Below are 24,410 nucleotides of genomic sequence, written 5' to 3' on the forward strand. Positions count from 1 at the left end.
GGTACGGTCAACGCGTTCTTTGAGGGTGCGTCAAGTCCTCACAAGCAGAATCATTTTGCCGTGCACTTCGCCGTTTTCCAGGCGGCGGTGCGCCTCGGCCGCCGCGTTCAGCGGCAGCATCTCTGTCGCGCGGGGGGCCAGGGCCCGTTCCGCCGTGAGCCGGCCTACTGCGGCGGCCGCCTCGGCCAGTTCGGGGACGGTGGCGTGCGAGATGGCGAAGCCGTGCACCGAGCCCTCCTTCAGGTACAGGGGGCCCGCGGGCAGCGCGGGGCGGGTGCGCAGGCCCGCCAGCAGGACGATCCGGCCGCGCCGCGCCAGCGCGTCCACGGCGAGCGGGAGGTCGTTGACGCCGGCCGTGTCCAGCCACACCCCGGCGCCGGACGGGCAGGCCGCCCGGATCCGGGCGGCCGGGTCGGGAGCACGGTGGTCGACGAACTCGGCGGCACCGAGGGAGCGGCAGCGCTCCTCGTCGCGCGCCGAGGCCACGGCGACGACCCGGGCCCCGGCGCGGGCGGCCAGCACCACCGCCGCCCCGCCCACGTTCCCGGCGGCGCCGACGACGACCACGCTCTCGCCGGCCCGCAGCCGGCCGTGCGTGAACAGGCCGAGGTGGGCGGTCGCCGCGCCGTGCGCCACCGCCACCGTGTCCAGCGGGTCGGCGCCGGGCGGCAGGTGGTACAGCCGGTCGACCGGCACCACCGCCCGCTCGGCGGCGGCGCCCTGCCGCCCCTCGTGCCCCAGGCTGTTGCACCACACCCGGTCCCCGGGCGCGAAGCCGGGCGCGCCGGGCCCGGCCGCGACGACCGTGCCCACGAGGTCGCGGCCGACGACGAACGGCAGCGGGACGGGGGTGCGCCATGCGCCGGAGCGGACGAAGGTGTCGACGTGGTTCACGGCGACCGCGTCGACCGCCACCAGGACGTCCGTGGGTCCGGGCACCGGGTCGGGCAGCTCTCCGTGACGGATGACCTCGGGCGGGCCGAACCGGTCGATGTACGCAGCGAGCATGGGCGGGTCTCTCTCCGGAATCCGGGCGGGGGCGGGAGGACAGCGGCGGTGGGAGCAGGAAGACGGTGGCAGGGCGGCGGTGGCGGGGAACGGGCGCGTGGAGAGCAGGATGCGGCAGGCGGGACGTGCGGCGCCGTCAGGTGCGGTTCCGTGTCGCGAGGTACCGCCGGTACCAGGCGGCCGCCTCCGCCAGCCGCGCCGCGTGGCCCGGTCCGGGCGGACAGCCGGTCAGGGACCACAGCGTGCTGCGGTACCAGCGGTCCTCGGCGAGCAGCCGCGCCTGGTGCGCGCTGACGGTGCCGGGCGCCTCGGCCAGGCGGGCCAGGTAGGCGTCCAGGGGCAGGCCGGCCGACGGGACCGGCAGGCCGAGGGTGTCGCCGAGCAGGCCGGTGAACTCGCGCAGGGTGAGGGTGTCCGGGTGGGCGGCGTGGTGGACGGTGCCCGGGGCGACGAGGCCGGGGTCGCGGGCCAGGGCGGCCAGCAGCCGGGCCAGGTCGTCGACCGCCAGCAGTGACAGCCGGGCCCGGCCGTCCTCCGGCAACGCCGGTACGCGGTCGAGCAGTTCGGCGAGGGAGGGGACCACCCACACGTCCCCGGCGCCGTACACCAGCGGCGCCCGGATTACCGTGCCGCCCGCGGCGCGCACGGCGCGCTCGGCCAGCAGCCGGGTGCGGCTGGTCGCCGAGGCGGGCGCGGGCTCGCGTTCGTGCTCGGTCAGGCCCCGGTGCGGTCCGGCGCCGTAGACGGCGGTGGTGGAGAGCAGGACGGTCCGGCGGACCCCGGCGCGCGCGGCCTCGGCGAGCAGGGCGCGGGTGCCGTCGACGTTGACCGCCCGGCACCTGTCCTCGTCGCCGCCGACGTGGGAGGCGCAGTGCAGCACGGTGTCCACGCCGCCGCACGCGCCGCGCAGCGAGGCGGGATCGGTGAGGTCCCCGCCGGTGTACTCGACGCCGGGTACCGCGTCGGACGGGAACGGCAGCCGGCGCGCCAGCGCCGTCACCGTGGACGCGTCGTCGTGGGCCAGCGCCCGCAGCACCGCCGAGCCGATGAACCCGGTGCCGCCGGTGACCAGGATCCGCCCGGTCACGACGCACCGCCGGCGACCGGACGCGCCGTGAGCACGCCTTCGGCGGCGACCTCGCCGTCCTGCACCAGGGTCACCCGGACCGGGAGGCCGCCGCCCGGGAGCGGGCGCCCGAGGGAGGCGGTGACGTGGCACGGACGGTCGAGTTCCACGTACCGGCGGAACCCGGCGTCCAGGGAGGGGACCACCATGTGCGGGTACCCGGTGGCCAGCTGGGCGGCCTGCCGCATCGCCTCGACGATCGCGCGGCCGGGCAGGTGGTCGCTCTGGCTGTCGAAGACGACCGGGTGGCCGCGCTCGGCCCGCAGCCGCCACACCCCGGGCGTCCCGGTGGCCGCGAGCAGCACGTCCCGGGCCCGGGTGCGCCCGGCCAGCGCGGGCGTCACCGGCTCGGACCCGTCGACGGCGGCGGGCACCGCGACGACGGCGGGCGCCGCAACGACGGCCGGCGCCGCAACGGCGGTGGGCGCCATGCCTGCCGTGGGCGCCGCGACGGCCGTGGGCGTCGTGGGGCGGGCCGGGCGCAGTCTGCGGTAGGCGGCCCGGGTGACGCAGGTCGCCGAGGCGCCGCGGCGGCCGACCCGGAGGCCGCCGCGCCAGAGGTCCACCTCCAGGTGGAAGGAGGCCAGCCGGCCGCCGCGCCGGCGCACGTCGTCGCACCGCACGACCGCGGTCGCCGGGGAGAGCGGGACGCCGGCCGCGAGGACGTCGCCGGGCACCTCGTACCGCAGGTCCCACAGCAGGAAGTGCAGGTCGGTCGGGGCGCCGTAGGCCATGTGCGCGACGGCCGCGCCCGCCTGGCGGATCGTCTCCGCCATCAGCATCGGGTTGTCGCCGCCGCCCGCGACCGGGCCGAACAGCGCGTGGGCGCGGGGCCAGCGGGCGGCCATCCGGTGGGTTCCGTCGGCACCGGTCTGGAAATGGGTGATCAGGACGTCGTCGTCGGCACTCCGGTGGACGAACTCCCGCGGGACCGGCAGGCGGGTGGAGTGGTCGGGCGGGGCGAGGAGCATGGTCACGGGTGGTGTCCCCTTCAGCGAGTGGCCCGGTGTCACATGAAAACAAACGGGATGAGCGGTCTCTTTCTTTGGATAAACCAGGGCGCTTGCCAGGTGACCCAACAACCCCATAAGGGGACAGGTCGCCCTCGGCGGCATCGTTCCGCCCATGGTCGGTAGGAGGGACCTACGGAAACAGACCGCATGGTCGGCTAGAATGGCGGTGCAATCGCCTCGGAGGGAAGACATGGCCAAGCAGGCGCGCGCGGTGCAGACCCGGCGCTCGATCGTGGAAGCCGCAGCGAGCGTGTTCGCCGAGTGCGGCTACGAACGCGCGGCCACCTCGGAGATCCTGCGGCGGGCGAACGTCACCAAGGGCGCGATGTACTTCCACTTCCCGTCCAAGGAGTCACTCGCCCAGGCGATCATGGACGGGCAGACCTCTCTGGTCACCGTTCCCCCGCAGCTGTCACCCCTGCAGTCGGTCATCGACATCACCCACCAGTTCGCGCACGTGCTGCGCCACGACGCCCTGGCCAGGGCGGGCACCCGGCTGTCCATCGAGGGCGTGTTCTTCCACGGCACCCATCCCTGGGACGACTGGTTCGACCTCACCACCCGGCTGCTGGCCGAGGGACAGGAACAGGGCGAGGTGCTGCCGCAGGTGGTACCACGGGAGACCGCCGAGTTCGTCGTGGCCACCTTCACCGGGGTGCAGCTGGTCTCCGAGGCCGTCAGCCGGCGGGCCGACCTGCGGGTACGGGTCGGCGTGATGTGGCGTCACATCCTGCCGTCCATCGCCCACCCGGCCACCATCGCCCGGCTGCGCCCGGAGGGCGCCACCGACCCGGCCGAACAGGTCGCCCGCCGGAACGCCGATGCCGAGACCACCGGCCAGGACACCGACACCGGGACCACCGGCCAGGACGCCGACAGCACCGACCGCGGCGCGGGGGTCACGGCCGGCACCGGCTGAGGCACCCGGCCGCGGCTCCGTGGGCATGCCCGCCGTCAGCAGGGCGAGCCCCCGGGGCACCAGCACCGCCGGCACGGCCCGGTACCCGGTCACCGCCGCTCTCCCAGCAGGGCCGCGGCGTGCGCCGCGGAGGCCAGCGTGACGTGCCGGTGCCAGCCGTGGAAGGAACGGCCCGCGAACTCGCTGAGCCCGCTCGGCTCACCGACCTCCCGGTAGTCGCGGGCCACCCGGCGCACCAGCTTGCCCAGGCGCAGCAGCGCGCCCGGTGGCGCCGCGCCCATGCCGGTCAGCCACAGCTCGGCCGGCGGGCGCCGCGGATCGCGCCACTCACCGAGCAGCAGCATCCGCCCCCGCCCGGCCTCGGCGGCAGCGGGCCGGGACGGCTCGCGCGCCGGCTCCACCCGTATCGCCGCCGCCAGCGAGGTGCGCACGGCCGGCGTCGGCGCACTCGGGTCCAGCCACCGGACGGGACGGCGTAACCCGCTGACGGACCGCATGATGTGCTGCGCCGGCAGCGCCCCGGCGCCGTACCCCGGCAGGGCCGGGTCCGCGACGGTCAGCCGGTCGCCCGGGTCGATCCGTGCCAGGAACGGAACGCCCAGCGCGGCGAAGGTGTCGAGCGCGCCCCGCACCTGGGGGGAGCGGGCGTCCAGCACCACCGGCCGCACCGGCAGCCCCCATCCGGCGACCTCCAGGACGACGGCCGCGGCGCAGGCCGCCAGCGTCTCCTCGGGCAGTTCCTCGGGGATCTCCGCCCGGCGCCGCCGGTCGGAGTCGTCGAGCCACGAACCCGGCAGGTACATACGCCAGTTGACCGGGGCACTCACCCCCTGGCCCGCCAGCCACAGGCCGAAGGCCTGCTGGCCGTTGACGGTCTGGCCGAGGTGCGGCACGAAATGCCGGCCGACGCCGACCGAGTGCTCGCCCACCTTGGGTATCTGCACCGACTGCACCACCCAGGCCTGCGGCTCCACGGCCTTGTGCACGTACTCCGCGAGCGCGCGGCGCATCGGCGCCCACTCCCACGGGGAGCAGGACACGAAGTGGTGCAGGCTCTGCTCGGCGGCCGAGCCGCCGGTGACGCTGGCGATGTTGCGGATCGACTTGCGCCCCTTGGCCGTCAGCAGTCCGCGCAGGTACTTCGCTCCCTTGTCCCGCTGGTCCCGCCGCCGCAGCGAGGCGAAGAGCAGGTCGGTCAGTTCGGCCAGGCCGGCCTCCGCGGGAGATGTTTCAGGCCTCAGGACGGCAGTGCTCACAGTGTCCCCCTTCGGTGTGTCGTGTCGTGCAGCCACCTGAATGCTCAAGAACAAGCCATACATTAAAAACCGGGCGCGCGGTCTGTCAACGCCCCCAGGTCAGGGCCTCCTGGCTCGCAGCCTGCCCCGAAAACCCGCAGGTTCTCGTCATTTGACGGGGAGAATGTCATGGATCAAGCCATTCAGCCCCTGACCTTTGACAGACCGCACGCCCGGTTTCTACTGTCGTCGTATTGACGATCAAACGAGGAGCTGGTCGTGATGAAGCAGGAGCGGGCCGAGCGCACCCGGGCCAGGCTGGTCCGGGCCGCCTCGACGGTGTTCGACGACGTCGGCTACGAGCGGGCCGCCCTGTCGGCGATCAGTGAACGGGCCCAGGTCACCAAGGGGGCACTGACCTTCCACTTCGCGGCCAAGTCCGACCTCGCGCGGGCCGTCCAGGCCGAGGCGTGCCGGGTGTCGGGCGCGGTGCTGGCGGACTTGGCGGACCGGCAGGGGCCGGGCTTCGAGATCGCGGTCGACATGGCCGACGCGCTCGTACGGATGCTGCAGGGCGACATCGTCGTCCGCGCGGGGGCGCGCCTGGCCCACGAGATCGAGACGCCCGACGACCCCTCGCTGCACTGCCATCTCAACTGGCTCGGCGCCCTGTTCCGGGCCCTGCGGCGGGCCCGCGCGGACGGTTCCCTGCTGTCCGGCGTCGAGGTCCGCCCGGCCACCGGTCTGCTGATGTCCCTGGTGGTCGGCGCCACGTCGATGAGCCGCTCGCCGGCGGAGATCGCCTTCGGCGACGGCCCGTTCGCCTCCCGCCGGTCGACCCAGGAGTGGCTGGTGCGGATGCTGGAGGTGGTACGGCCGGCGCTGTCGGAGAGCTGCACCCCCGCGGGAGCGCCCTCGGAGTAGGAGCGCGCACGCCGGAAGGCGGGTCCCCCGGCCGACCGCACCGCGGAACCCGCCTCACATCCGGAACGGCGGACGATCTTCCGGCCTCCCCCGGACGGACGGTGCCTCCGGCCCGGCCCGGGGCACGGCGGACGGTGCCACCAGCCTGCCCCGGGGCGCGGCGGACGGTGCCACCGGCCTGCCCCGGATCGCGGTGGACAGGCTTCCGGCCGGCCCCGTGGCCCGACGGCCGCCTTCGCCGCCCACTGCGCACCGCCGCCTGCCCGCCACAGCCACAGCCACAGCCACAGCCACCCGGAACGCCTCGGGCCACGTGCCGGTGCGCGAAACGCCTGTTCCCCGCACCACATCGTGGTGCGGGGACGCCGAGGATCACCGGCACGCGATGTCAGCGTCGGCGTGCCTGATGGGTCGGGTGGGCCGCATGGGCCGCGGTTTTTTTTCGGTGGATCAGGTGGGTCGGATGGGCCAGGCAGGCCGTATCAGTCGGTCGTCCAGACCTCGTCCGCGCGTCCCGCCTGCACGTGCGTCCAGCCGTACTCCAGTTCCCGGCTCGGGCAGGCGTACCCGGTGCGGACGCCCGTGGTGGCGTGCAGTTCCTCGGCGAGGACCATCTGGGCGATACGGTTCTCCGCGGCTCCGTGCGGTCCGGGGGCCGCGAGGACGACGTCCACCGGGGCCGAGCGGGCGACCCGGCGGACGACGTCGGCCAGTCGCCGTACGGCGGCGGTGTCCACGCCCGGCGCCGGCACCAGCAGCCCCACCTCGGCCCGCCGCAGCCGCTCCACCCGCGCCGCCAGTTCCTCGGCGCCGTCGCCGGCGCCCACCTCCACCAGCACCCCCGCCAGCTCGGCCAGCCGCCGCACCGGCGCCTCGGGCAGCGCGGTGAACGAGGCGCCCGCGCCCGAGGCGAAGTCCCGGTCCAGCCGCTGGATCTGACGTACCGACAACTGGCCCGCCCGGGTGAGCAGGCGCAGCGTCAGCGCGTCCAGCGGGGCGCCGCGGTGGGCCTCGGGCGTCTCCCACAGGCGGCGGCTCGCCCAGGCCGCGTCCTGGACGCCGGTCACCACCGGCCGCCGGACCGCCTCGTACGCGGCGAGCGCGGCCGGCACGTCGAGCGGGCCGGCCGCGGTGAGGGCGGCGACCAGTTCGGCCGCGTCCTCCAGGGCCATCGTCGTGCCGGAGCCCATCGAGAAGTGGGCGGTGTGCACGGCGTCGCCGATGCCGACGAGGTTCTTGTGGTGCCAGCGCGCGGCCGACACCTGCGGGAAGCGCAGCCAGCGCGAGCCGTTGCCGTACAGCCGTCCGCCGCCGAGCTGGTCGGCGAACACCTCGCGGGCGAAGGCCATGGCCCGCTCGTCGGTGAAGTCGGCGGGCCTGGTGTGCCCGTCGGTGAAGCCGGCCCGCCGCCAGCTCCAGGCGTCCATCTCCACCAGGAAGGTGCAGCGGTCCGGCGCGTACGGGTAGGCGTGGGCGGCGACCGGCCCGTAGGGGCTGTCGGCGAACAGGAACGTCATGTCCTCGAAGACCCGGTCGGAGGCGAACCAGGCGTACCGGCTCTCCCCCGCGCCCACCCGCGCGCCCAGGTCCTCGGCGAAGGCGCCGCGGCTGCGGCTGCCCGCCCCGTCGGCCGCGACGACCACGTCGTACCGGTCGAGCAGGGACGCCGGATCGACCTCGGTCCGGTAGTGCAGCCCGGCGCCGGCCGCGGCGGCCCGCCGTTGGAGCATGCCCAGCATCGCCCGGCGTTCCACGGCGGCGAAGCCGTGGCCCGAGGCGCTGACCCGTTCGCCGTCGCGGCGCACCTCCACGTTGTCCCAGCGGGCCCCGGCGTCGAGGATGCCGGCCACCACCTCCGGCGCGAGACGGCGCAGCCGCATCAGGCTCAGCCGGGAGAAGACCACCCCGAAGCCGAACGTGGCGTCCGGCGCGCTGCGCTCGAAGACGTCCACCCGGTGGTCGCCGGCCCGGCGCATGAGCAGCGCGAAGAACAGCCCGGCGGGCCCGCCGCCGACGCACGCGACCCTCATCGCCCCGCTCCCGCCGTCGCCAGCCGCTCCTTGAGGACCCGGCGCAGCACCTTGCCGGCCGCGTTGCGCGGGATCTCCTCGGCGAAGTGCACGGCGGCCGGCCGCTTGTAGCTGCCGAGCTGGGCGGCGCACGCACCGAACAGTTCGGGCACCGTCGGCCGCCGTCCCCCGTCCGCCACCACGAACGCGACCGGCACCTGCCCCCACTCCTCGGACGGCGCCGCGACCACCGCCACGTCCCGGACGCCCGCCACCTCGCCGAGGACCCGCTCGATCTCGGCCGGGTAGACGTTCTGCCCGCCGCGGACGATGACGTCGCCGCGCCGGTCGACCAGGTGGATCAGGCCCCCGGGGTCCATGTATCCGAGGTCCCCGGTGTGCAGCCGGCCGTCGCGGATGCTGCGGGCGGTGGCCTCGGGGTCGTTCCAGTAGCCGCGCATCACGCCGTCGCCCCGGACGCACACCTCGCCGGTCTCCCCGTACGGCACCGGGCGGCCGTCCTCGTCGAGGATCTCGATGTGGCAGCCGGGCAGCATCCGGCCGGCCGAGGCCAGGGGCACGTCCCCGTCGAGGGTGTAGCGGGCGGTGGCGATCGGGCCGCCCTCGGACAGGCCGTAGGAGTTGCGCACGGGGACGCCGAACCGCTCCAGCGCCTCCCGCAGCAGCGGCTCCGGCATGGGGGCGCCGCCGAAGATCACCTCGCGCAGGCTGGAGAGGTCGGTGGCCGCGAACGCCTTGGCCCGCAGGACGAAGCGGATCATCGACGGCACCAGGAAGGCGGTGGTCGCCGCGAACCGCTGCACGTTGGCGAGGAACCGCTGCGGGGTGAACTCGCCCTGCACCACGAGGGTTCCGCCCGCCGCGAGCAGCGCCAGGCCCACCACCATGCTGCCGTGGAACAGCGGGCACGGGTACAGCAGCACGTCGTCGGCGGTGAAGCCGAAGTCGGCGACCGTCGCCGTGTAGCCCGCGGCGATCGCACGGTGGGTGAGGGCGACGCCCTTGGCGCGTCCGGAGGTCGCGGAGGTGTGCACCACGGCGAAGACGTCGTCCGGGTCCGGCAGCGGCAGCGCCCGCCGCGGGGTGTCGTACAGTGCGGCGAACCGCGGGGAGTCCAGCAGCACCCGGGTGCCCGCGCCGAGGGCGTCGCCGAGCCGGGCGGCGGCCGCCGGGTCGGCGATCACGCAGGCCGGTTCGGCGTTGCCCACGATGTGCGCGACCTCGGGGGCCGGGAACGTCGGGTTGACCGGGCACACCGCGACACCTGCCTTGGCGGCGGCGACGTACAGCTCGACGACCTCCAGGCGGTTGCGGGAGACCACCGCGAACCGGTCGCCGGGCGTGAGGCCGAGGTCCAGCAGCCCGCAGGCCAGGGCGTCGGTGCGGTCGTCCAGCTCCTGCCAGGTCAGCGTGCGGGTCTCGTCGGCGAGGGCGGGCGCGCCGGGGGCGAGCTGCCGGCGCCGGCGCACCGCGTGGGCCAGCCACATCAGCCGCTCACCCCCGCGGCCCTGAGCACCCGGTCGATGCCGTCGATGGTGTACAGGCCGGCCATCTCGTCGTCGTCGAGGGCGACGCCGGTGCGTTCCTCGATGGCGAGCGCGAGCCGGATCAGCTCACCGGAGTTGATGCCGGCCGACAGCAGGTCGGCGTCGTCGGCCAGCTCGTCGAACAGGCCGGGCACGTCGACGAGTTCCAGCAGCAGCCGGCGGCCGGGGGAGGCGACGTCGTTCATCGCGGGGTCCTTTCGCGGGGCGGGACGGGGTGGGGGCGGGATCAGCGGCGCGCGGGACGCGGGACGGGGTGGGGGCGGGGTCAGCGGCGCGCGGGTCGCGGGACGGGGTGGGGGCGGGATCAGCGGCGCGCGGGTCGCGGGACGGGGTGGGGGCGGGATCAGCGGCGCGCGGGCTCGGGCTGCTGCGGGACCGCCTGGAGGCGGCGTACGGGGGGCGCCTCGCCGCCCTCCCGCAGCCCTATCCGCCGGTGCAGGCGGGCCAGCGGGGCCGGGGCCCACCAGTTGAAGCGGCCGGCCAGCCGCATGAACGCCGGGACGAGCACGCCGCGCACGAGGGTGGCGTCCATCAGGACGGCGACGGCGAGACCGAAGCCGAGCATCTTCATGTACGTGATGCCGGAGACCAGGAAGGACAGGAACACCAGCGCCATCAGCAGGGCCGCCGCGGTGACCAGGCCGCCGGTGCGCTCCAGGCCGCGGGCCACGGCACGGGTGTTGTCGCCGGTGAGTTCGTACTCCTCCTTGATCCGCGACAGCAGGAAGACCTCGTAGTCCATGGACAGCCCGAACGCGACGCAGAACATCATGATCGGGTTGGTCGCGACGGTGGTGCCGGTGGTGGTGAAGTCGCCGACCAGCCACTTCAGGTGGCCGTCCTGGAAGACCCACACGATGGAGCCGAACGTCGCGGTGAGGCTGAACAGGTTGAGCACCAGCGCCTTCAGCGGCATCAGCACACTGCCGCTGAGCAGGAACAGCAGCACGAACATGCTGACCGCGACGATCAGCAGGCCGTACGGCAGCCGGTCGCCGAGCGCGGACATGGTGTCCTTGAACGAGGCCGCCGTGCCGCCCACCCGCACCGCGAACGGCGCGGGCGTCCGGCGCACCTCGCTCACCAGGCGCTGCCCGGCGTCGCTGTAGGGGTCGACGTCGGGCACCAGCAGCAGCCAGGTGCCGTCCTCGCCGGCGAACTGCCGGTACAGCGGGCCGGACCCGTCGGCGACCTTGCGGCCGTCGGTCCAGGAGCCGGCCAGCCCGTCGACGCGGGCCACGTCGGGCAGCCGCGACAGCCGCTCGGTGTAGTCGGCGACCCGCGCCCGGCTCGCGGCGCCGTCCGCCTTGATCAGCATCGGCGACATCGCCTGGGCCGCGTAGTCCCGCGTGATGACGTCGCCGACCCGGTGGGCCTCGGCGTCCGCGGGCAGCCCGCGCTCGTCGGCGAGGCCGAAGCTGATGCCGGAGAACGGGGTGAGCAGGAACACCATCAGGGCGACGACGGCCGTGGCCAGCGGCAGCGGCCGGCGCATCACCAGGGTCGCGAGCCGGTGCCAGAAGCCGCTGTCCACAGCCGTGGAAGCGCGGCGCCGGCCGAACGACCACTTGTCCACCCGGTGCCCGATGACCGCGAGCAGCGCGGGCAGCACCACCAGGGCGCCCAGCGCGGCGAACGCGACCACCGCGATGCCCGCGTAGGCGAACGACCGCAGGAAGTACATCGGGAAGATCAGCAGCGCCGACAGCGACAGCCCGACCGTCAGCGCGGAGAACAGCACGGTACGGCCGGCCGTGCGCAGGGTGGTGGACAGCGCGTCCGGGACCGGTGCGCCGCGGCGCAGTTCCTCCCGGAAGCGGGAGACCACGAACAGGGCGTAGTCGATGCCGAGTCCGAGGCCGAGCGCGGTGGTGAGGTTCATCGCGAACACCGACACGTCGGTGAAGGCGACCAGCACGCGCAGCACCGCGAGGGTGCCCATGACGGCGACGACGCCGAGGGCCAGCGGCAGCAGGGCGGCGATCACCCCGCGGAAGACCAGGACGAGCAGCAGCAGCGTCAGCGGCAGCACCAGCGCCTCGGCGAGCGCGAGGTCCTTCTGGGTCTGCTCGGTCAGTTCCCGGTAGGCCTCGGCCTGCCCGCCGAAGGTCAGGTCGAGGCCCTGGAAGCCCTTGTCGTAGTGCGGCAGCAGCGCCTCGAGGCTGTCGGCGACCTGGTCCTCGTCGCCGGACAGGTGCGCCAGGACCAGCGCCGAGTCGCCCTTCTCGCTGTGCAGCAGCGGGGCGCGGTCCTGCGACCAGTACGACACCGCCTGCCGCACGCCCGGCTCCTTCGCCAGGGCCGCGGTCAGCGCCAGGCCCTTGCGGGTGGTCGCCGGGTCGTCGATGCCGGCGGGGGTGCGGACGAGGATCACCAGGTTCGGCGAACCGCTGCCGAACTCGTCGGCGACCGCGTCGGCGGCCCGGGTGGACTCGGAGGACGGGACCTGGTAGCCGCCCGCGGACAGTCTGTCGGCGACGCCGCCGCCCAGCGCCCCGCCCAGGGCCACGAACAGCAGCGTCAGCACCAGGACGAGTTTGCGGCGGCCCACTGCCAAGGCGGCGAGCTTGTGGAGCATGGCACCCTCTCAGGGGTCGGTGGGCGCCGGGCCCTGCCGTCCGGACCGGTGCGGCCGGACGACAGGCCCTAGCGGCCCATGAGTTGGTTGCAGGCGAGCGTGACGCGGCCGCCGAAGGCGCAGTCGTGCGCGACGAGCGGCCGGTCGGCCGCGGCCGGCCAGGCGAGCAGCCGGTTGTGGACGGAGCCCCTGCAGAAGTCGGTGAACGCCGGGTTGCTCGTGCGGTGCCGGCGGGCCAGGAAGGCGAGGACCGGGTCCAGCGGCAGCCAGCGGTCGCCCTCCAGCACCTCGGTCCAGGCGTGCTCGACGCCCACCAGACCGAGGACGAAGCCGACCCGGACCCGGGCGGTCAGGCCCGCCTCGCGGGCGCGCCGCTCCATGATCCACGCGGCGACCCGGCAGTCGACCATGCCGTGCGCGGCCGCCGTCGCCGGCAGCGCCCGCAGGCGGTGCGGCAGCCAGCCGAACTGGTACGTGCCGTCGTCGAGTTCGGCGAGCAGATCGTCGTACACCGCGCGCACGGCGGCCGTGCGGGGCGCGTCGGGCAGGCCCCGGGTGACCACGGTGGCGACGGTGTGGTCGCCGGCGTCGGCGAAGTCGAGCAGGGTGCCGTCCAGCAGTTCCGGTTCGGGTGCCGTGGGCCGTTCGCCCGGGCAGCCGTCGGCGTCGCAGGGCGCGGTGAGCCGCAGCCGCCAGGTGCGCTCCTTGACCCACCCCTCCGGCTCCCCGGCCGCCATCCGCAGCATCCGGCCCTCCGCCAGCTCGCCCAGGGACCTGCCGAGTCCGGCGGCGAGGCCGAGGTTGGCGACGTCGTGGTAGTCGAGCCGGGGTCCGCCGCACCGTTCCTCGGCGGGCAGCCCCGCGTCGATCAGCGCGTGCACGGTCTCGACGCTCGCGCCGAGCTGCTTCGCGGCCTCGGTGACGTCCAGGGTCGCCCGGAAGTACGGCCCGGGGACGCGGCGCAGGCGGTCCAGGGCGCCGAGCCAGGTGTCAGCCGCGGCCGAGGTGTGCGACGTCATGTGCCCTCACTCCTTCCAGCACTCGTGCCGCCTCCGCCCGCTTGACCTTCCAGGTCGCGGTGTGCGGGATGTCGTCCCAGGCCAGCCGGACCGGCTCGGCGACCGGCCGCAGCCCGGCGACCGCCGCGCGCCAGGCCCGGGCGTCCAGCGGGCGGTCACCGCGGGTGCACACCACCGGCACCGGCGGGCCGCCCCGGACGGGGATCAGCACCGCCTCGGTCAGCTCCGGGACGCGCTCCAGGATCGTGTCCTCCAGCGCCAGCAGGCTGTCCACGCCCGGCTCGCGGTCGACGATCCGGTCGTACAGGTGCAGGCATCCCCGGTGCGTGACGACCCCGAAGTCGCCCATCGCCCACCAGCCGTCCACCCGCTGGTCCGGGGTGCCGAGGTAGGACGGGGTGACCGCGGAGGTCCGCGCCAGGATGGCGCCCGCCGTCCCCCGGCCCACCGCGCCGGCGCCGTCGGGGCCGGCGATGCGCACCTGGGACTGGCCGGGCAGCGGACGCCCCACGCACCGCCCGTCGGCGCACCGCCCCGCGCGCCCGCGCCGGTAGAACTTCATCGCCACCGGCCCGGTCTCCGACTGCCCGTACACCTGGACGTACCGGGCGTGCCGGCGCCCCGCCCCGAGCAGCGTCCGGATGGTCCGCGGGTGCGCGGCGTCGAAGGTGCTGAGGAACATCCGCACCGGCGCCAGCAGTTCGGGCCGCTCGTCGGCGAGCTCCTCCCAGCGGATGAACGCGTTGGGCACCGTCTCGACGAACCCCGGCCGCACCCGCTCCAGCATCCGGGCCGCGTTCCGCGGGTCCGGTTCGGTCATGAAGCCGAACGGCAGCCCCAGCGCGAGCGTCGAGACGATCGCGGCCATGGTCCGCACGTGCACCGGCGAGATGCACACCAGGTAGGGGTCCTTCACCCGCAGCAGCCGGCCGATGACCGTCTGCGGGCGGGCCTGCCCGGCGAAGGTCCGCGCGGTCTGCCGCACCAGCTTCGGCACGCCCGTCGTCCCCGAGGTGTGGGTGACCAGCTGCTCGGTGTCCGGCGCGGGCGCCGACACCTCGGGCAGGTCGGCGGGCACCAGGTCGGTCAGCGACCGGCCGCCGGGGCCGACGTACCAGCGCCGCGGGCCGCCGGCCGGCAGCTCGCCGAGGACGCCGAGCCCGTCGGCGTACGCGTCGGTGACGATCACCCCCGGCCGCGCCCGCTCCACCAGCACCGGCAGCTCGTGCCGGCCCACGGTGGGGTGGATCAGGACCGGTACGGCGCCCAGCCGGGCGCAGGCGAACGCCAGCAGCGGCACGTCGAACCCGGGCCGCTTGACCACCATCACCCGGCCGCCCGGGGAGACGCCCGCGGCGGCCAGCAGCCGGGCCGCGCGGTCCACCAGGTCGGCGAAGGTGACGTAGTCCAGTTCGGTGCCCGCGTCCGGGAACAGGTCCAGCGGCCGGTCCAGCCGGAGCGGGACGCGGCCGTGCCGCCGGGCGGCGAGGGCCGGGGCCGTGGGCAGCGCCAGGTGGCCCGGCGTGCGGCGGGCCATCACCGGCCGCCCGGCACGGCGGGCAGCCGCCGCGCCTTCGCGGCGACGTGGACGGCCAGGACGTCGAAGGACGAGATGTCGTCGTCGAGGTCCCACTCGAAGCCGAACTCGTCCTCCACGGCGGCCAGCAGCTGGATGAAGCCGGCCGACGTCAGTCCGAGGTTCCACAGGGAGCCGGAGCGGGCCGCCGGGTCGGCCGGCGCCGGCTCCCCCGTGACCTGCGTCCAGACCTCGCCCAGGGCGGCGGTCACCGCGTCGTTGTCGTGCATGATTCCTCCGAAGTCGCCGGGGTGGGACGGCGGTGGCCCGGTCAGGCCACCACCGGGTGCAGGGTGCGCGTGGGGCCCGACTTCTCGACGTACGTCGGCTGCCGGCGGAGGTAGTAGAGGACGTACTCCTGGATCTCCTCCGGGTCGAGCGGGGCGTGGCAGGAGCCGGCGCCGCAGACGTCCTCCGTGTGGGAGAGGTCGAACTTCTTGGCGTTCTTGACGTACGAGCCGTAGAACGCCATGCCCTTGTCGAGCTGCTCGTCCAGGGCCGTGAAGGTGTCCGGGTCGGTGACCCACTCCGGCTCGCGCAGCCCGACCAGCCGCATGATGGTGGAAAGCACCTGGCCGGCGGGCGCGGTGGCGGAGTTGCCGAGGTGGAAGTACGTCTCCGGCGAGTCCGACAGGGCGATGCTCACCGCGTTGCGGGCCACGATGTCGACCGGGACCAGGTTGACGGGGCAGTCCGGCTCGGCGATCAGGCGCATCCGGGCGTGGTCCAGCAGCGTGCCGACCTTGCGGCGGGCCAGCTTCTCGAACACCATCACCTGGCGCGCGAAGCCGTACATCCCCGACCAGTTCAGGCCGTGCCGGGTCAGGCTGTGGCCGATGACGACGGTGGGCCGCAGGACGCGGATCCGGTCGAAGTCGCCCGCCGCCTCCCGCACCAGCGCCTCGGCACGGATCTTGGTCTCCTCGTAGCAGTTGTTGGCGAGGGACACGTCCGTCACCGGGCCCTCCGGGACGGCGCCGCGGCGGGCGCCGGCCACGTAGGCGGTGCTGACGTAGTTGACGGTGCGGGCGCCCGAAGTCCGCGCCAGGTCGAGCACGTTGCGGGTGCCGCCGACGTTGAGCCGCTCGATCTCGGCGCGGTACTCCTCCTCGTAGCGCAGGGAGGCGGCGGAGTGCCACAGCTCGTCGACCCGGGGCAGCTCGGCCGGGTCGACGCCGCAGCCGGGCAGGGAGATGTCGCCGCGTATCGCCGTCGTCCGGCGGGCGACGGCGTCCTCCAGGTCGGCCCGGCCGTAGCCGCGGGCCATGGAGACCAGGGCCTCGTGCAGGCGCCGCTGGGCGTCGGCGGCGTCCTCGCCCCGGACCAGGGCGTGGATGTGGTCGTCGGTGCGGTCCAGCAGCTCCAGGACGACGGCTCCGCCGACGAACCCGGTGGCTCCGGTGAGCAGGCGTGTGGTCATGGGGTTCCCTTCAAGGACGGGGACGGATCACGCGGCGGCCGCGGCGCCCTGCCGCTCGGCGGCCCGCGCGGCCTCGCACTCGCGGACGAACTCCGCGGTGGCCTTCTGGAAGCCGGCCGGGTCGTCGAAGAACGGCACGTGACCGGCGCGGGGCAGGGTGACCTCACGGCTGTCGGGGATGCGCGCCAGGGCGTCCTCGATGACGGAGCGGCTCCAGGCGAAGTCGCCGTCGCCGTTGATGATCAGCGTGGGCTGGGTGAGGGTCGCGAGCTTGTCCGGGTCGTCCTCGACCTCCAGGGAGGCCTTGAGGTTCTCCGCGATGGAGCTCTTGGACAGCAGCGCGAGGAAGTTGTCGCGCAGCGCCAGGTAGGCCGCCGTGCCGCCCGCGTGCACCAGCTGGTCGGGGAAGACCAGCGGGTAGAGCAGGTTGAACAGGCCGGTGGTGCCGCCGCTCTCCAGCGTCGCCAGCCAGTGCTTGCTGAGCAGGATCCGGCGCAGGCTGCCGTTGGGGGAGAACGCCGGCCCGATCAGCACCAGCCCGGCCACCCGCTCCGGGTACTTGTAGGTGAACTCGCGCGCGATCAGCGTGGAGATCGACGTGGCGACCAGGTACGTCTGCTCGATGCCCCGGTGGTCGAGCAGGCGGCGCAGGTCCTCGACGTGGTCGTCGAAGGTGGCCGGCGCCGGGCCGGGCGTGGAGGCGCCCTGGTTGCGCAGGTCGTAGTTGAGCAGGCGGAATTCCTTGGCGAGCTCCTGGGTGAAGTTCCCCCAGATCGGGCTGACGATGTAGAAGTTGTTGACGAAGGTCAGCGGAGTTCCGTCGCCGCCGATTCCGCTTTCCTCGTAGTAGAGCTCGCCGCCGTCCGGAAGGGCGATGGCCTCGTGGTTCTTGTACCGGACGTCGAGAACACCGAACTCGGGGTTGGACATTTCTTTTCTCCCTGCTGTCGGGGTGCCGGTATTCACCGGGATTTCTTTTTCCGCGTGGCCGTTACGCGCGCCGCTCAATTCACGGAGGAGACGCTGCCGATGCGCGCCCAGAACGCGCGCACGTGGGTGAGGACCGCCTCCGGCCGCTCCAGCGCGGGCAGCCGGTGCGCACCGTCGACGACGGCGCAGCAGCCCCGCGGGACGGTGGCCGCGGACCGCGCGGCCACCTCGGGCGGCCACATCCGGTCGTCGCTGCCGGCGATGACCAGCACGGGCGCGGTCAGGGTGGGCAGCAGGCCGCCGATGTCGGGCCGGCGCAGCATCATCGCGTGCATCGAACGGTGCATGCCGACGCGGCCGGCCCGCACGAAGGCGTCCCGCACGATCCGCCGGCCCTCCGGGTCGGTGCGCTTGGACCGCCTGGTCAGCAGCGCGTCGGCGACGCCGTCCGCGAGCGGCCGGACCGGCCCGAGCGCACCGTACACACCGGCCAGGACGCGGGTCTGGACGCGCTCGGCGGTCTCCAGCGGGGCGACGGGCGTGGCGACCGTGACCACGCTCAGGCAGCGCCGCGGGTGCCGGGCGGCGAACACCAGGCCGACGTGGCCGCCCCAGGCGCTGCCCAGCCAGTCGACGGCGCCGACGCCGAGGGCGGTGAGCACCTCGCCGGCCGCGTCGGCACAGTCCTCGAGCGTGTAGCCGGCCGGCGGGGCGCCGCTGCGGCCGTGTCCGGGACCGTCGACGAGGACCAGGGTCCGCTCGCCGGCCAGCGAGTCGGCCATGCGCTTCCACTGCGTGCGGTCCACCAGCATGCTGTGCCACAGCAATACCGGCGGCCCGCTTCCGACCACTTCGACGAAAAGGTCCCCGACTTTGGTGGGGATTAATTCGATGCGCGACATGATGGCAATCAATCTCCCGCGTCCGCAGCCGCCCTCGGTCGGCAGCCGGCAAGGGAGATGGTGCGCCACACGACCCCGTGCAGCGGCTGCGGGCAAGGGAGTTCGTCAGGTCCTCGGCGGGAAATATGTCAGGTCCCGCCGCCCTCCTATTCACCGCTTCCCGGAAATGCCGCCGCCGGGTAATCCCGGCGCCCGGCCGGAACCGGCGGCCCGACCTGACACATTCCTTTTCCGCCCTGGCCCGCACCGGCCCGCGCGGGCATGCTCCCGGGGTGGCCGCGCTCTGCGACCACGCCGCCGGCACCGGTACGGGCACCGGTACGGACACCGGTACGGACCGGCACGGACCGGCACGGACAGGCACGGACAGGCATCGGCAGGTATCGGCAGGTATCGGCGAAGGGGAATGTCGTGGACGAAACCATTCTCGTGACCGGGGGCACCGGCACGCTCGGACGCCTCGTGGTCGACCGGCTGCTCGCGGCCGGACGCACGGTGCGCGTGCTCAGCCGCCACACGCCGCCCTCGGACCCGGCGCCGGCCGGCCGCGGGTGGGCGGTCGGCGACCTGCTGTCCGGCGAGGGCGTCGCCGAGGCGGTCCGCGGCGCCGGCACGATCGTGCACTGCGCGACGTCCAGCAACGGCAAGAAGGACGTCGCCGCCACCGGCAAACTGCTCGCGGCCGCCCGGGAGGCCGGCACCCGGCACCTGGTGTACATCTCCATCGTCGGCTGCGACCGGGTGCCCTTCAGCTACTTCAAGGGCAAGCAGGAGTGCGAGCGGCTCGTCGAGGACAGCGGCATCCCGTACACGATCCTGCGCGCGACCCAGTTCCACGACTTCGTCCGCGCCATCTTCGACGGCACCTCGAAGCTCCCCCTGATGCTGGCCCCGGCCTTCTCCTACCAGACCATCTCCGCCGCCGAGGTCGCCGACCGGCTGGCCGCGCTGGCCCTCGGCGCGCCCTCGGGGCGGGTGACGGACATGGGTGGCCCGCAGGTGCGCGAGGCGACCGAGCTGGCCCGCGTCTATCTCCGCGCCCAGGGCCGCAGCCGCAAGGTCGTCGGCCTGCGCCTGCCCGGCAGGACGTTCCGCGCCTTCCGCGAGGGCGGCCACCTGACCGCCTCCCACGCGGTCGGCCGGGGCACCTTCGAGGACCACCTCGCCGAGACGGCGAAGACCACCGCACGATGAGGCACCCGACGCCCGCTACAGCGTGGGGCGCTACGCCGTGGGGCGCTGCGGCGTCGGACACGATGGCGCGGGACGCGACGCCGTGGGGCACGACGGCGCGGGACACGACGGCGCGGGACGCGAGGACGTGAAGGCGCGGACGGCCGACGCGGCGGGCACCCTCGCGACGGCGCCGTACGCACCCGAGTCCGTGGCCGCGCTGTTCGCGCCGCTGCCGGTGAGCGTCGGCATCGCGCGCGTCGGCGAGTACGACCACGACGAACTCCCCGCCGGACTGCGGCTGTCCGGCGCGGGCGCGCGCCGCCGGGCGGAGTTCGCGGCGGGGCGGCTCGCCGCGCACCGCGCCCTGGCGGCGGCGACCGGGCGGGCCCACTGGCCGGCCCGTACGGCGACCGGCGCGCCGGACTGGCCACCGGGCGTGCACGGCTCCCTGAGCCACAGCGGGACCACGGCGGTGTGCGTGGTGACGGCCGCGCCCGGCCCGGGCCCGCGCATCGGCCTCGACATCGAGCCGCTCGCCTCCGCCGCCGCCCTGCACCGGGCCCGCCACCTCATCGCCCGCCCCGCCGAACTGACCGTCATCACCCGCTCCACGGCGCCCCCGCAGCGGACGGTGCTGACGCTGTTCTCCGCCAAGGAGGCCGCGTACAAGGCGGTCCCGCCCGCGCTGCAGCCCCGCCTCTCCTTCCGCGCGGTGGCCCTGGCCTGGAGCCCGGACGGCGCCGCCCCGCACCGCCTGCGCCCGGCCTACGGCCTGCCGGCCTCGCTGACCGTCACGTCGGCGGTCGTCGCCGACCACGTCGTGTCGGCCGCCGTCCACCACCCCTGACAGAGCACGCGAAAAACCCCTCCACCCGCGTTCACGCAGGTGGAGGGGTTTCTGTGTGGAGCCTAGGGGAGTCGAACCCCTGACATCTGCCATGCAAAGACAGCGCTCTACCAACTGAGCTAAGGCCCCGAGACAACAGGCGACCGTCCGGAAGAACCTCCCGCCGGCGGGCGCCGGAGACCAGAGTACCGGGTCACCCCCGGGATCCCGCAAAAAGATTGGGGGTCCCCAGCGGGCGACCACTCTCCGTAAGATGCTCGGCGTGGTTCGCTACAGCGAACCACCGTACTTGGGGAAGCGATGGGGAGACGCAATGGACGCCGCACAGCAGGAAGCGACCGCGAGAGCGCGGGAACTGCAGCGGAACTGGTACGGGGAGCCGCTGGGGGCGCTCTTCCGTAAGCTCATCGACGATCTTGGCCTCAACCAGGCTCGTCTCGCGGGGGTACTGGGACTGTCCGCTCCGATGCTGTCACAGCTGATGAGCGGACAGCGCGCGAAGATCGGCAACCCGGCGGTCGTACAGCGGGTGCAGCTGCTGCAGGACCTGGCGGGACAAGTCGCCGACGGCAGCGTCAGCGCGGCCGAGGCCACCGAGCGGATGGAGGAGATCAAGAAGTCCCAGGGGGGCTCGGTGCTCAGCAACACCACGACCACGACGACCGGTTCGGGAGCGCCGACGGTCAAGCGGGTGGTCCGCGAGATCCAGTCCCTGCTGCGCTCGGTGGCCGCCGCCGGCGACATAATCGACGCCGCCGACAGCCTCGCCCCGACCCACCCCGAACTCGCCGAGTTCCTGCGGGTGTACGGCGCCGGGCGCACCTCCGACGCCGTCGCGCACTACCAGTCCCACCAGAGCTGACCCCGCGGCCCGGTCACCGAAGGGGGTTCGGCAGCCGGGCCGACGACCGCGCACGAGGGGGAGACGGAACAAGGGGGAGACGGAACAAGGGTGAGACGAGGGGGAGTCGTCTCGCTCGCCGCGGGGGAGGCAAGGGAGTGAGGGGGGTGAAGGGGGATGACCGCAGGGGGAGGAGCGACGCACCGCCATGGGTGAGGTCTTCGCCGGCCGGTACGAACTGGTCGACCCGATCGGACGCGGAGGGGTCGGCGCCGTCTGGCGCGCCTGGGACCACCGCCGCCGCCGTTACGTGGCCGCCAAGGTGCTGCAGCAGCGCGACGCCCACTCCCTGCTGCGGTTCGTGCGCGAGCAGGCCCTGCGCATCGACCATCCGCACGTGCTGGCCCCGGCGAGCTGGGCCGCCGACGACGACAAGGTCCTGTTCACCATGGACCTCGTCGCGGGCGGTTCGCTGGTCCATCTCGTCGGGGACTACGGCCCGCTGCCGCCCGTCTTCGTCTGCACCCTGCTAGACCAGCTCCTGTCCGGGCTGGCCGCGGTGCACGCCGAAGGCGTGGTGCACCGCGACATCAAACCCGCCAACGTGCTGCTGGAGGCCACCGGCACCGGCCGTCCGCGCCTGCGGCTGTCCGACTTCGGCATCGCGATGCGGCTGGGCGAACCCCGCCTGACGGAGACCAACCTCGTGGTGGGCACGCCCGGTTATCTGGCGCCCGAACAGATGATGGGCGCCGAACCGGACTTCCCGGCCGACCTGTTCGCCGTGGGCCTGGTCGCCCTCTATCTCCTGGAAGGCGCCAAGCCGGACGCCAAGGCGCTCGTGCAGTACTTCGCCGAGCACGGGACGCCGGGTGCGCCCAAGGGCATCCCCGAGCCGTTGTGGCAGGTCATCGCGACTCTGCTGCAACCGGACCCGCAGGCCCGCTTCCGCACCGCCACGGGGGCACGCAAGGCCCTCGCCTCCGCCGCCGAACTCCTGCCGGAACCCGGCCCGGACGACGAACTGATCGAGATATTCGACCAACTCGGCCCGCTCCCGCCCGGGTTCGCCCCCGACGGCCCCCTGAAACCGGCGTCCGGCGTGACGGCGACCGACAGCACCGCGACCGGGACGGCGACCCCCGCGCCCGCGACCGACCCGAGCGAGCCGTCGGCAGCACCGGCCACCCCCACCCCACCCGAGGCGCCGCCCGCCGACCCCCGCCGCCCCACCGGCCCAGCCACACCGACCGGCCCAGCCACACCGACCGGCCCAGCCACACCGACCAGCCCAGCCAGGCCCACCGGCCCGACCGGGCGTTCCGCACCCACCGGATCCACCGGAGCCACCGGGCCCGCCGCATCCGAATCCACCGGGTCCACCGGATCCGCCATGTCGGACACCGGCAGCTTCCGCCTGCCGCCGCCACCGCAGGACACGGTCACCCCCTCCCCCCGGGCACCGCACCGGCCGCTCCCCGCACCGCCGCAGCCCCACCCGGCGGCGGCCCCGTGGCCCGAGCCCGCCCCCGTCTCCCCCCACGACCCCACGCACGTGCTGCGCTCCCCCCGGCCCCCCGCGCCACCGCAGCGCGCCGACGCCGTGACCGCCGCCTACACCGCCCAGGAACCGCATGCGGCGCCCGTGGTCCAGCAGGCCCCGCGCCCGGGCCACCGCGCCGCCCGCCGTGCGCGCCGCCCCGGCCCGCCCGCCCGGGTGGCCGTCCCCCTCCTGCTGCTGGCCCTGGTCTGCTACGCCGTCGGCTTCTGGGCCCTGACCCGCCTCTGACGCACCTCCGACCCGACTCTGACGCGCCTCCGACCCGCGTGCTGCCCGCCCCCTGCGCGCCCCCGGCTGCCCCGGGGCGGCAGCCCTACCGCACCGGCACGCGCACCCCGGCCCTGCGCCGGGCCGAAGCCGTCCACACCCCCAGCACCACGAGCACCAGCGTCCCCGCGCCGATGCCCCCCGCGGCGAGGGCCTTCATCGCCGTGTCGTCCCCCGCCGCTCCGCCGTCCGCCGCGGCCTGCCGGTCCGCCGCCGTGACCTCGAAGGCGTCCCGCGGCACGGCCCGCCCGGCGTACCCGGGACCGTCGTGCGCCGCGCCGGCGACCCGCACCCGCAGGGTCAGCCCGAAGGGCCCGTCGCCGAAGTCCTCGGCCACCGACTCGGCGAGGTGCACCACGAGGTAGTACGAGCCGGCGAAACGCATCCCGTTCACCCGGTCGGTCACGGCGTACCGGTTGGCGTACTCGACCGGCGGCACGGGAGCGAGGGTGGCCGTCCGCCGGCGTCCGTCGTAACCGACGCCCGTGTCCTCGACGCGGGCGCGCACCGGGTTGTGCAGCGCCAGGGAGAGGGCGCCGACGGCGAAGCCCCTGCCGCCGGTCGAACTGCCCAGTTCGGCGGTGGCGGACAGCTGCTGGCCCCAGTCGACGGGCACCTTGTAGAACAGCGTCTGCCCGGGGCTGACGGCGGCGCGCCACACGCCCTGCCGGACCGGGACCGCGCGGCTGAAGCCCGCGCCGCCCTGACGCTTCTGCGCCTGGCCGGTGAGCGGTGCGGGCGAGGCGGAGTCCCAGACCTCGGGAGCGCTGGTGGTGCCGGTCCGCGTCAGGCCCGGCTCGGTCGCGGCGGCGAGTTCGAGGTCCCAGGCGCCGGGCGAGGATTCCGCCGCGTCGACACGCTCGACGACGACGTAGTACGGGCCGGTGCCCCGGCACACGGGGTCGGCGGGCGAGGTCGTCCGCGCGCCCCAGGCGGTGATCGGGTGCGGGCTGTGCGCGGCGCCGAAGCTCACGCTCTCCCGCGAGCAGGAGCGGCTGTCGGCGCTCTGCACCGACACCCGGATGCCGTCGGAGGTGGACAGCACGCTGCCCGGCCGGGGAACGGCGGTGGCGGAGACGTACGCGTTCGACACGGCGTCGAGTTCCATGCGGTAGTACGCCTTGGCGCCCCTGGGCAGCGAGCTGCGGTACGTCCGGCCGGATTCGATCAGCGGAGCGTCCGTGGTGTCCGGCGCCCCGGTCACGGTCCGCGCGTCCTCCGCGAAGGCGTAGGAGGGGGAGGCGGAGAGGGAGGCGGAGGCGATTGCGGAGCCGTAGGAGGCGGTTGCGGAGCCGGGGGTGGCGGCCGCCGCGGCCGGGCCGGGCAGCGCAGCCGCGCACAGTACCGCGCCGGCGGCCGCCCCGCACGCGCGCGCCGACGGACGACCGCGCCGTGCCCCCGCGCGCCACCACGCCGTACGCCGCCCCATCACGCGCCACCCCTCGCCGTCGCCGGACCACGGAACCGTGGCCCATCCTGCCCCGCGAGGCG

General features: G+C 74.7%; 21 protein-coding genes and 1 tRNA gene. 6 read left to right on the forward strand and 16 right to left on the reverse strand.

Annotated features, from left to right (window positions below):
* Positions 1-30: 30 nt before the first annotated feature.
* The 3 genes from ACH4ZX_RS11150 to ACH4ZX_RS11160 all read right to left on the reverse strand — a co-directional run bounded on the left by ACH4ZX_RS11150 (position 31) and on the right by ACH4ZX_RS11160 (position 3,105).
* On the reverse strand, positions 31-1,008 hold the full coding sequence (locus ACH4ZX_RS11150) for an NADPH:quinone reductase (protein WP_398270909.1): 978 nt from the start codon (positions 1,006-1,008) through the stop codon (positions 31-33).
* A 136-nt stretch (positions 1,009-1,144) separates the two neighbouring features.
* Positions 1,145-2,095 carry an NAD-dependent epimerase/dehydratase family protein gene (locus ACH4ZX_RS11155; protein ID WP_398270912.1) on the reverse strand — a complete coding sequence of 317 codons (951 nt, stop codon included), beginning with the start codon at positions 2,093-2,095 and terminating at the stop codon, positions 1,145-1,147.
* A complete protein-coding gene (locus ACH4ZX_RS11160; RefSeq protein WP_398271207.1) occupies positions 2,092-3,105 on the reverse strand; it encodes a ScbA/BarX family gamma-butyrolactone biosynthesis protein in 1,014 nt (337 codons plus the stop codon). The genes ACH4ZX_RS11155 and ACH4ZX_RS11160 overlap by 4 nt, the downstream gene beginning before the upstream one ends.
* A gap of 232 nt (positions 3,106-3,337) precedes the next feature.
* Between ACH4ZX_RS11160 and ACH4ZX_RS11165 the strand changes: the two genes are divergently transcribed.
* Positions 3,338-4,066 (forward strand): ScbR family autoregulator-binding transcription factor, encoded by a 729-nt coding sequence (locus tag ACH4ZX_RS11165; protein ID WP_398270915.1) that lies wholly within the window; start codon positions 3,338-3,340, stop codon positions 4,064-4,066.
* Between the two features lie 89 nt (positions 4,067-4,155).
* Here ACH4ZX_RS11165 and ACH4ZX_RS11170 read toward each other — a convergent pair whose 3' ends face one another.
* Positions 4,156-5,322, reverse strand: a complete 1,167-nt coding sequence (locus tag ACH4ZX_RS11170; protein WP_398270918.1) for an IS701 family transposase — start codon at positions 5,320-5,322, stop codon at positions 4,156-4,158.
* Positions 5,323-5,583: 261 nt separating this feature from the next.
* Between ACH4ZX_RS11170 and ACH4ZX_RS11175 the strand changes: the two genes are divergently transcribed.
* Positions 5,584-6,225, forward strand: coding sequence for a ScbR family autoregulator-binding transcription factor (locus ACH4ZX_RS11175; protein WP_398271209.1), 642 nt, complete (start codon positions 5,584-5,586; stop codon positions 6,223-6,225).
* A gap of 482 nt (positions 6,226-6,707) precedes the next feature.
* Here the strand turns inward: ACH4ZX_RS11175 and ACH4ZX_RS11180 are convergent, their stop codons facing one another.
* The 10 genes from ACH4ZX_RS11180 to ACH4ZX_RS11225 form a co-directional block, all read right to left on the reverse strand.
* Positions 6,708-8,255, reverse strand: a complete 1,548-nt coding sequence (locus ACH4ZX_RS11180) for an FAD-dependent monooxygenase (protein ID WP_398270921.1) — start codon at positions 8,253-8,255, stop codon at positions 6,708-6,710.
* Entirely contained in the window at positions 8,252-9,742 is a 1,491-nt protein-coding gene (locus ACH4ZX_RS11185) for a class I adenylate-forming enzyme family protein (protein WP_398270923.1), read from the reverse strand. The genes ACH4ZX_RS11180 and ACH4ZX_RS11185 overlap by 4 nt, the downstream gene beginning before the upstream one ends.
* Positions 9,742-9,987 carry an acyl carrier protein gene (locus ACH4ZX_RS11190; protein ID WP_398270925.1) on the reverse strand — a complete coding sequence of 82 codons (246 nt, stop codon included), beginning with the start codon at positions 9,985-9,987 and terminating at the stop codon, positions 9,742-9,744. The genes ACH4ZX_RS11185 and ACH4ZX_RS11190 overlap by 1 nt, the downstream gene beginning before the upstream one ends.
* Positions 9,988-10,145: 158 nt before the next feature.
* On the reverse strand, positions 10,146-12,380 hold the full coding sequence (locus ACH4ZX_RS11195) for an MMPL family transporter (protein ID WP_398270927.1): 2,235 nt from the start codon (positions 12,378-12,380) through the stop codon (positions 10,146-10,148).
* 68 nt (positions 12,381-12,448) lie between these two features.
* Positions 12,449-13,399, reverse strand: coding sequence for a transglutaminase domain-containing protein (locus ACH4ZX_RS11200; RefSeq protein ID WP_398270929.1), 951 nt, complete (start codon positions 13,397-13,399; stop codon positions 12,449-12,451).
* Complete coding sequence (locus tag ACH4ZX_RS11205; RefSeq protein ID WP_398270932.1) at positions 13,371-14,936, reverse strand: class I adenylate-forming enzyme family protein; 1,566 nt, start codon at positions 14,934-14,936, stop codon at positions 13,371-13,373. Before ACH4ZX_RS11205 ends, ACH4ZX_RS11200 begins: the two co-directional genes overlap by 29 nt.
* Positions 14,936-15,205 carry a phosphopantetheine-binding protein gene (locus ACH4ZX_RS11210; RefSeq protein ID WP_398270935.1) on the reverse strand — a complete coding sequence of 90 codons (270 nt, stop codon included), beginning with the start codon at positions 15,203-15,205 and terminating at the stop codon, positions 14,936-14,938. The genes ACH4ZX_RS11205 and ACH4ZX_RS11210 overlap by 1 nt, the downstream gene beginning before the upstream one ends.
* Positions 15,206-15,246: 41 nt before the next feature.
* The gene (locus ACH4ZX_RS11215; RefSeq protein ID WP_398270939.1) at positions 15,247-16,395 is read right to left on the reverse strand and encodes an SDR family oxidoreductase; all 1,149 of its coding nucleotides are present in this window, start codon (positions 16,393-16,395) and stop codon (positions 15,247-15,249) included.
* Positions 16,396-16,422: 27 nt separating this feature from the next.
* Positions 16,423-17,325, reverse strand: coding sequence for an alpha/beta fold hydrolase (locus ACH4ZX_RS11220; RefSeq protein ID WP_398270942.1), 903 nt, complete (start codon positions 17,323-17,325; stop codon positions 16,423-16,425).
* Positions 17,326-17,399: 74 nt separating this feature from the next.
* Positions 17,400-18,227, reverse strand: coding sequence for an alpha/beta fold hydrolase (locus ACH4ZX_RS11225; RefSeq protein ID WP_398270945.1), 828 nt, complete (start codon positions 18,225-18,227; stop codon positions 17,400-17,402).
* A 411-nt stretch (positions 18,228-18,638) separates the two neighbouring features.
* Between ACH4ZX_RS11225 and ACH4ZX_RS11230 the strand changes: the two genes are divergently transcribed.
* Positions 18,639-19,421: an SDR family oxidoreductase gene (locus ACH4ZX_RS11230; RefSeq protein WP_398270948.1), complete on the forward strand. Its 783-nt coding sequence runs from the start codon at positions 18,639-18,641 to the stop codon at positions 19,419-19,421.
* 82 nt (positions 19,422-19,503) lie between these two features.
* Positions 19,504-20,250 carry a 4'-phosphopantetheinyl transferase gene (locus ACH4ZX_RS11235; RefSeq protein WP_398270951.1) on the forward strand — a complete coding sequence of 249 codons (747 nt, stop codon included), beginning with the start codon at positions 19,504-19,506 and terminating at the stop codon, positions 20,248-20,250.
* Positions 20,251-20,306: 56 nt separating this feature from the next.
* On the opposite strand, the gene ACH4ZX_RS11240 is transcribed toward ACH4ZX_RS11235, so the two are convergent.
* Positions 20,307-20,379 (reverse strand) — tRNA-Ala (locus ACH4ZX_RS11240).
* A gap of 184 nt (positions 20,380-20,563) precedes the next feature.
* Here ACH4ZX_RS11240 and ACH4ZX_RS11245 point away from each other — a divergent pair.
* The gene (locus ACH4ZX_RS11245; RefSeq protein WP_360753928.1) at positions 20,564-21,112 is read left to right on the forward strand and encodes a DNA-binding protein; all 549 of its coding nucleotides are present in this window, start codon (positions 20,564-20,566) and stop codon (positions 21,110-21,112) included.
* A gap of 187 nt (positions 21,113-21,299) precedes the next feature.
* On the forward strand, positions 21,300-22,880 hold the full coding sequence (locus ACH4ZX_RS11250; RefSeq protein ID WP_398270956.1) for a protein kinase: 1,581 nt from the start codon (positions 21,300-21,302) through the stop codon (positions 22,878-22,880).
* Between the two features lie 85 nt (positions 22,881-22,965).
* Here ACH4ZX_RS11250 and ACH4ZX_RS11255 read toward each other — a convergent pair whose 3' ends face one another.
* Positions 22,966-24,348: a hypothetical protein gene (locus tag ACH4ZX_RS11255; RefSeq protein WP_398270959.1), complete on the reverse strand. Its 1,383-nt coding sequence runs from the start codon at positions 24,346-24,348 to the stop codon at positions 22,966-22,968.
* Positions 24,349-24,410: the final 62 nt, after the last annotated feature.

The sequence above is a fragment of the Streptomyces sp. NPDC020490 genome (assembly GCF_044335305.1).
Classification (GTDB): domain Bacteria; phylum Actinomycetota; class Actinomycetes; order Streptomycetales; family Streptomycetaceae; genus Streptomyces.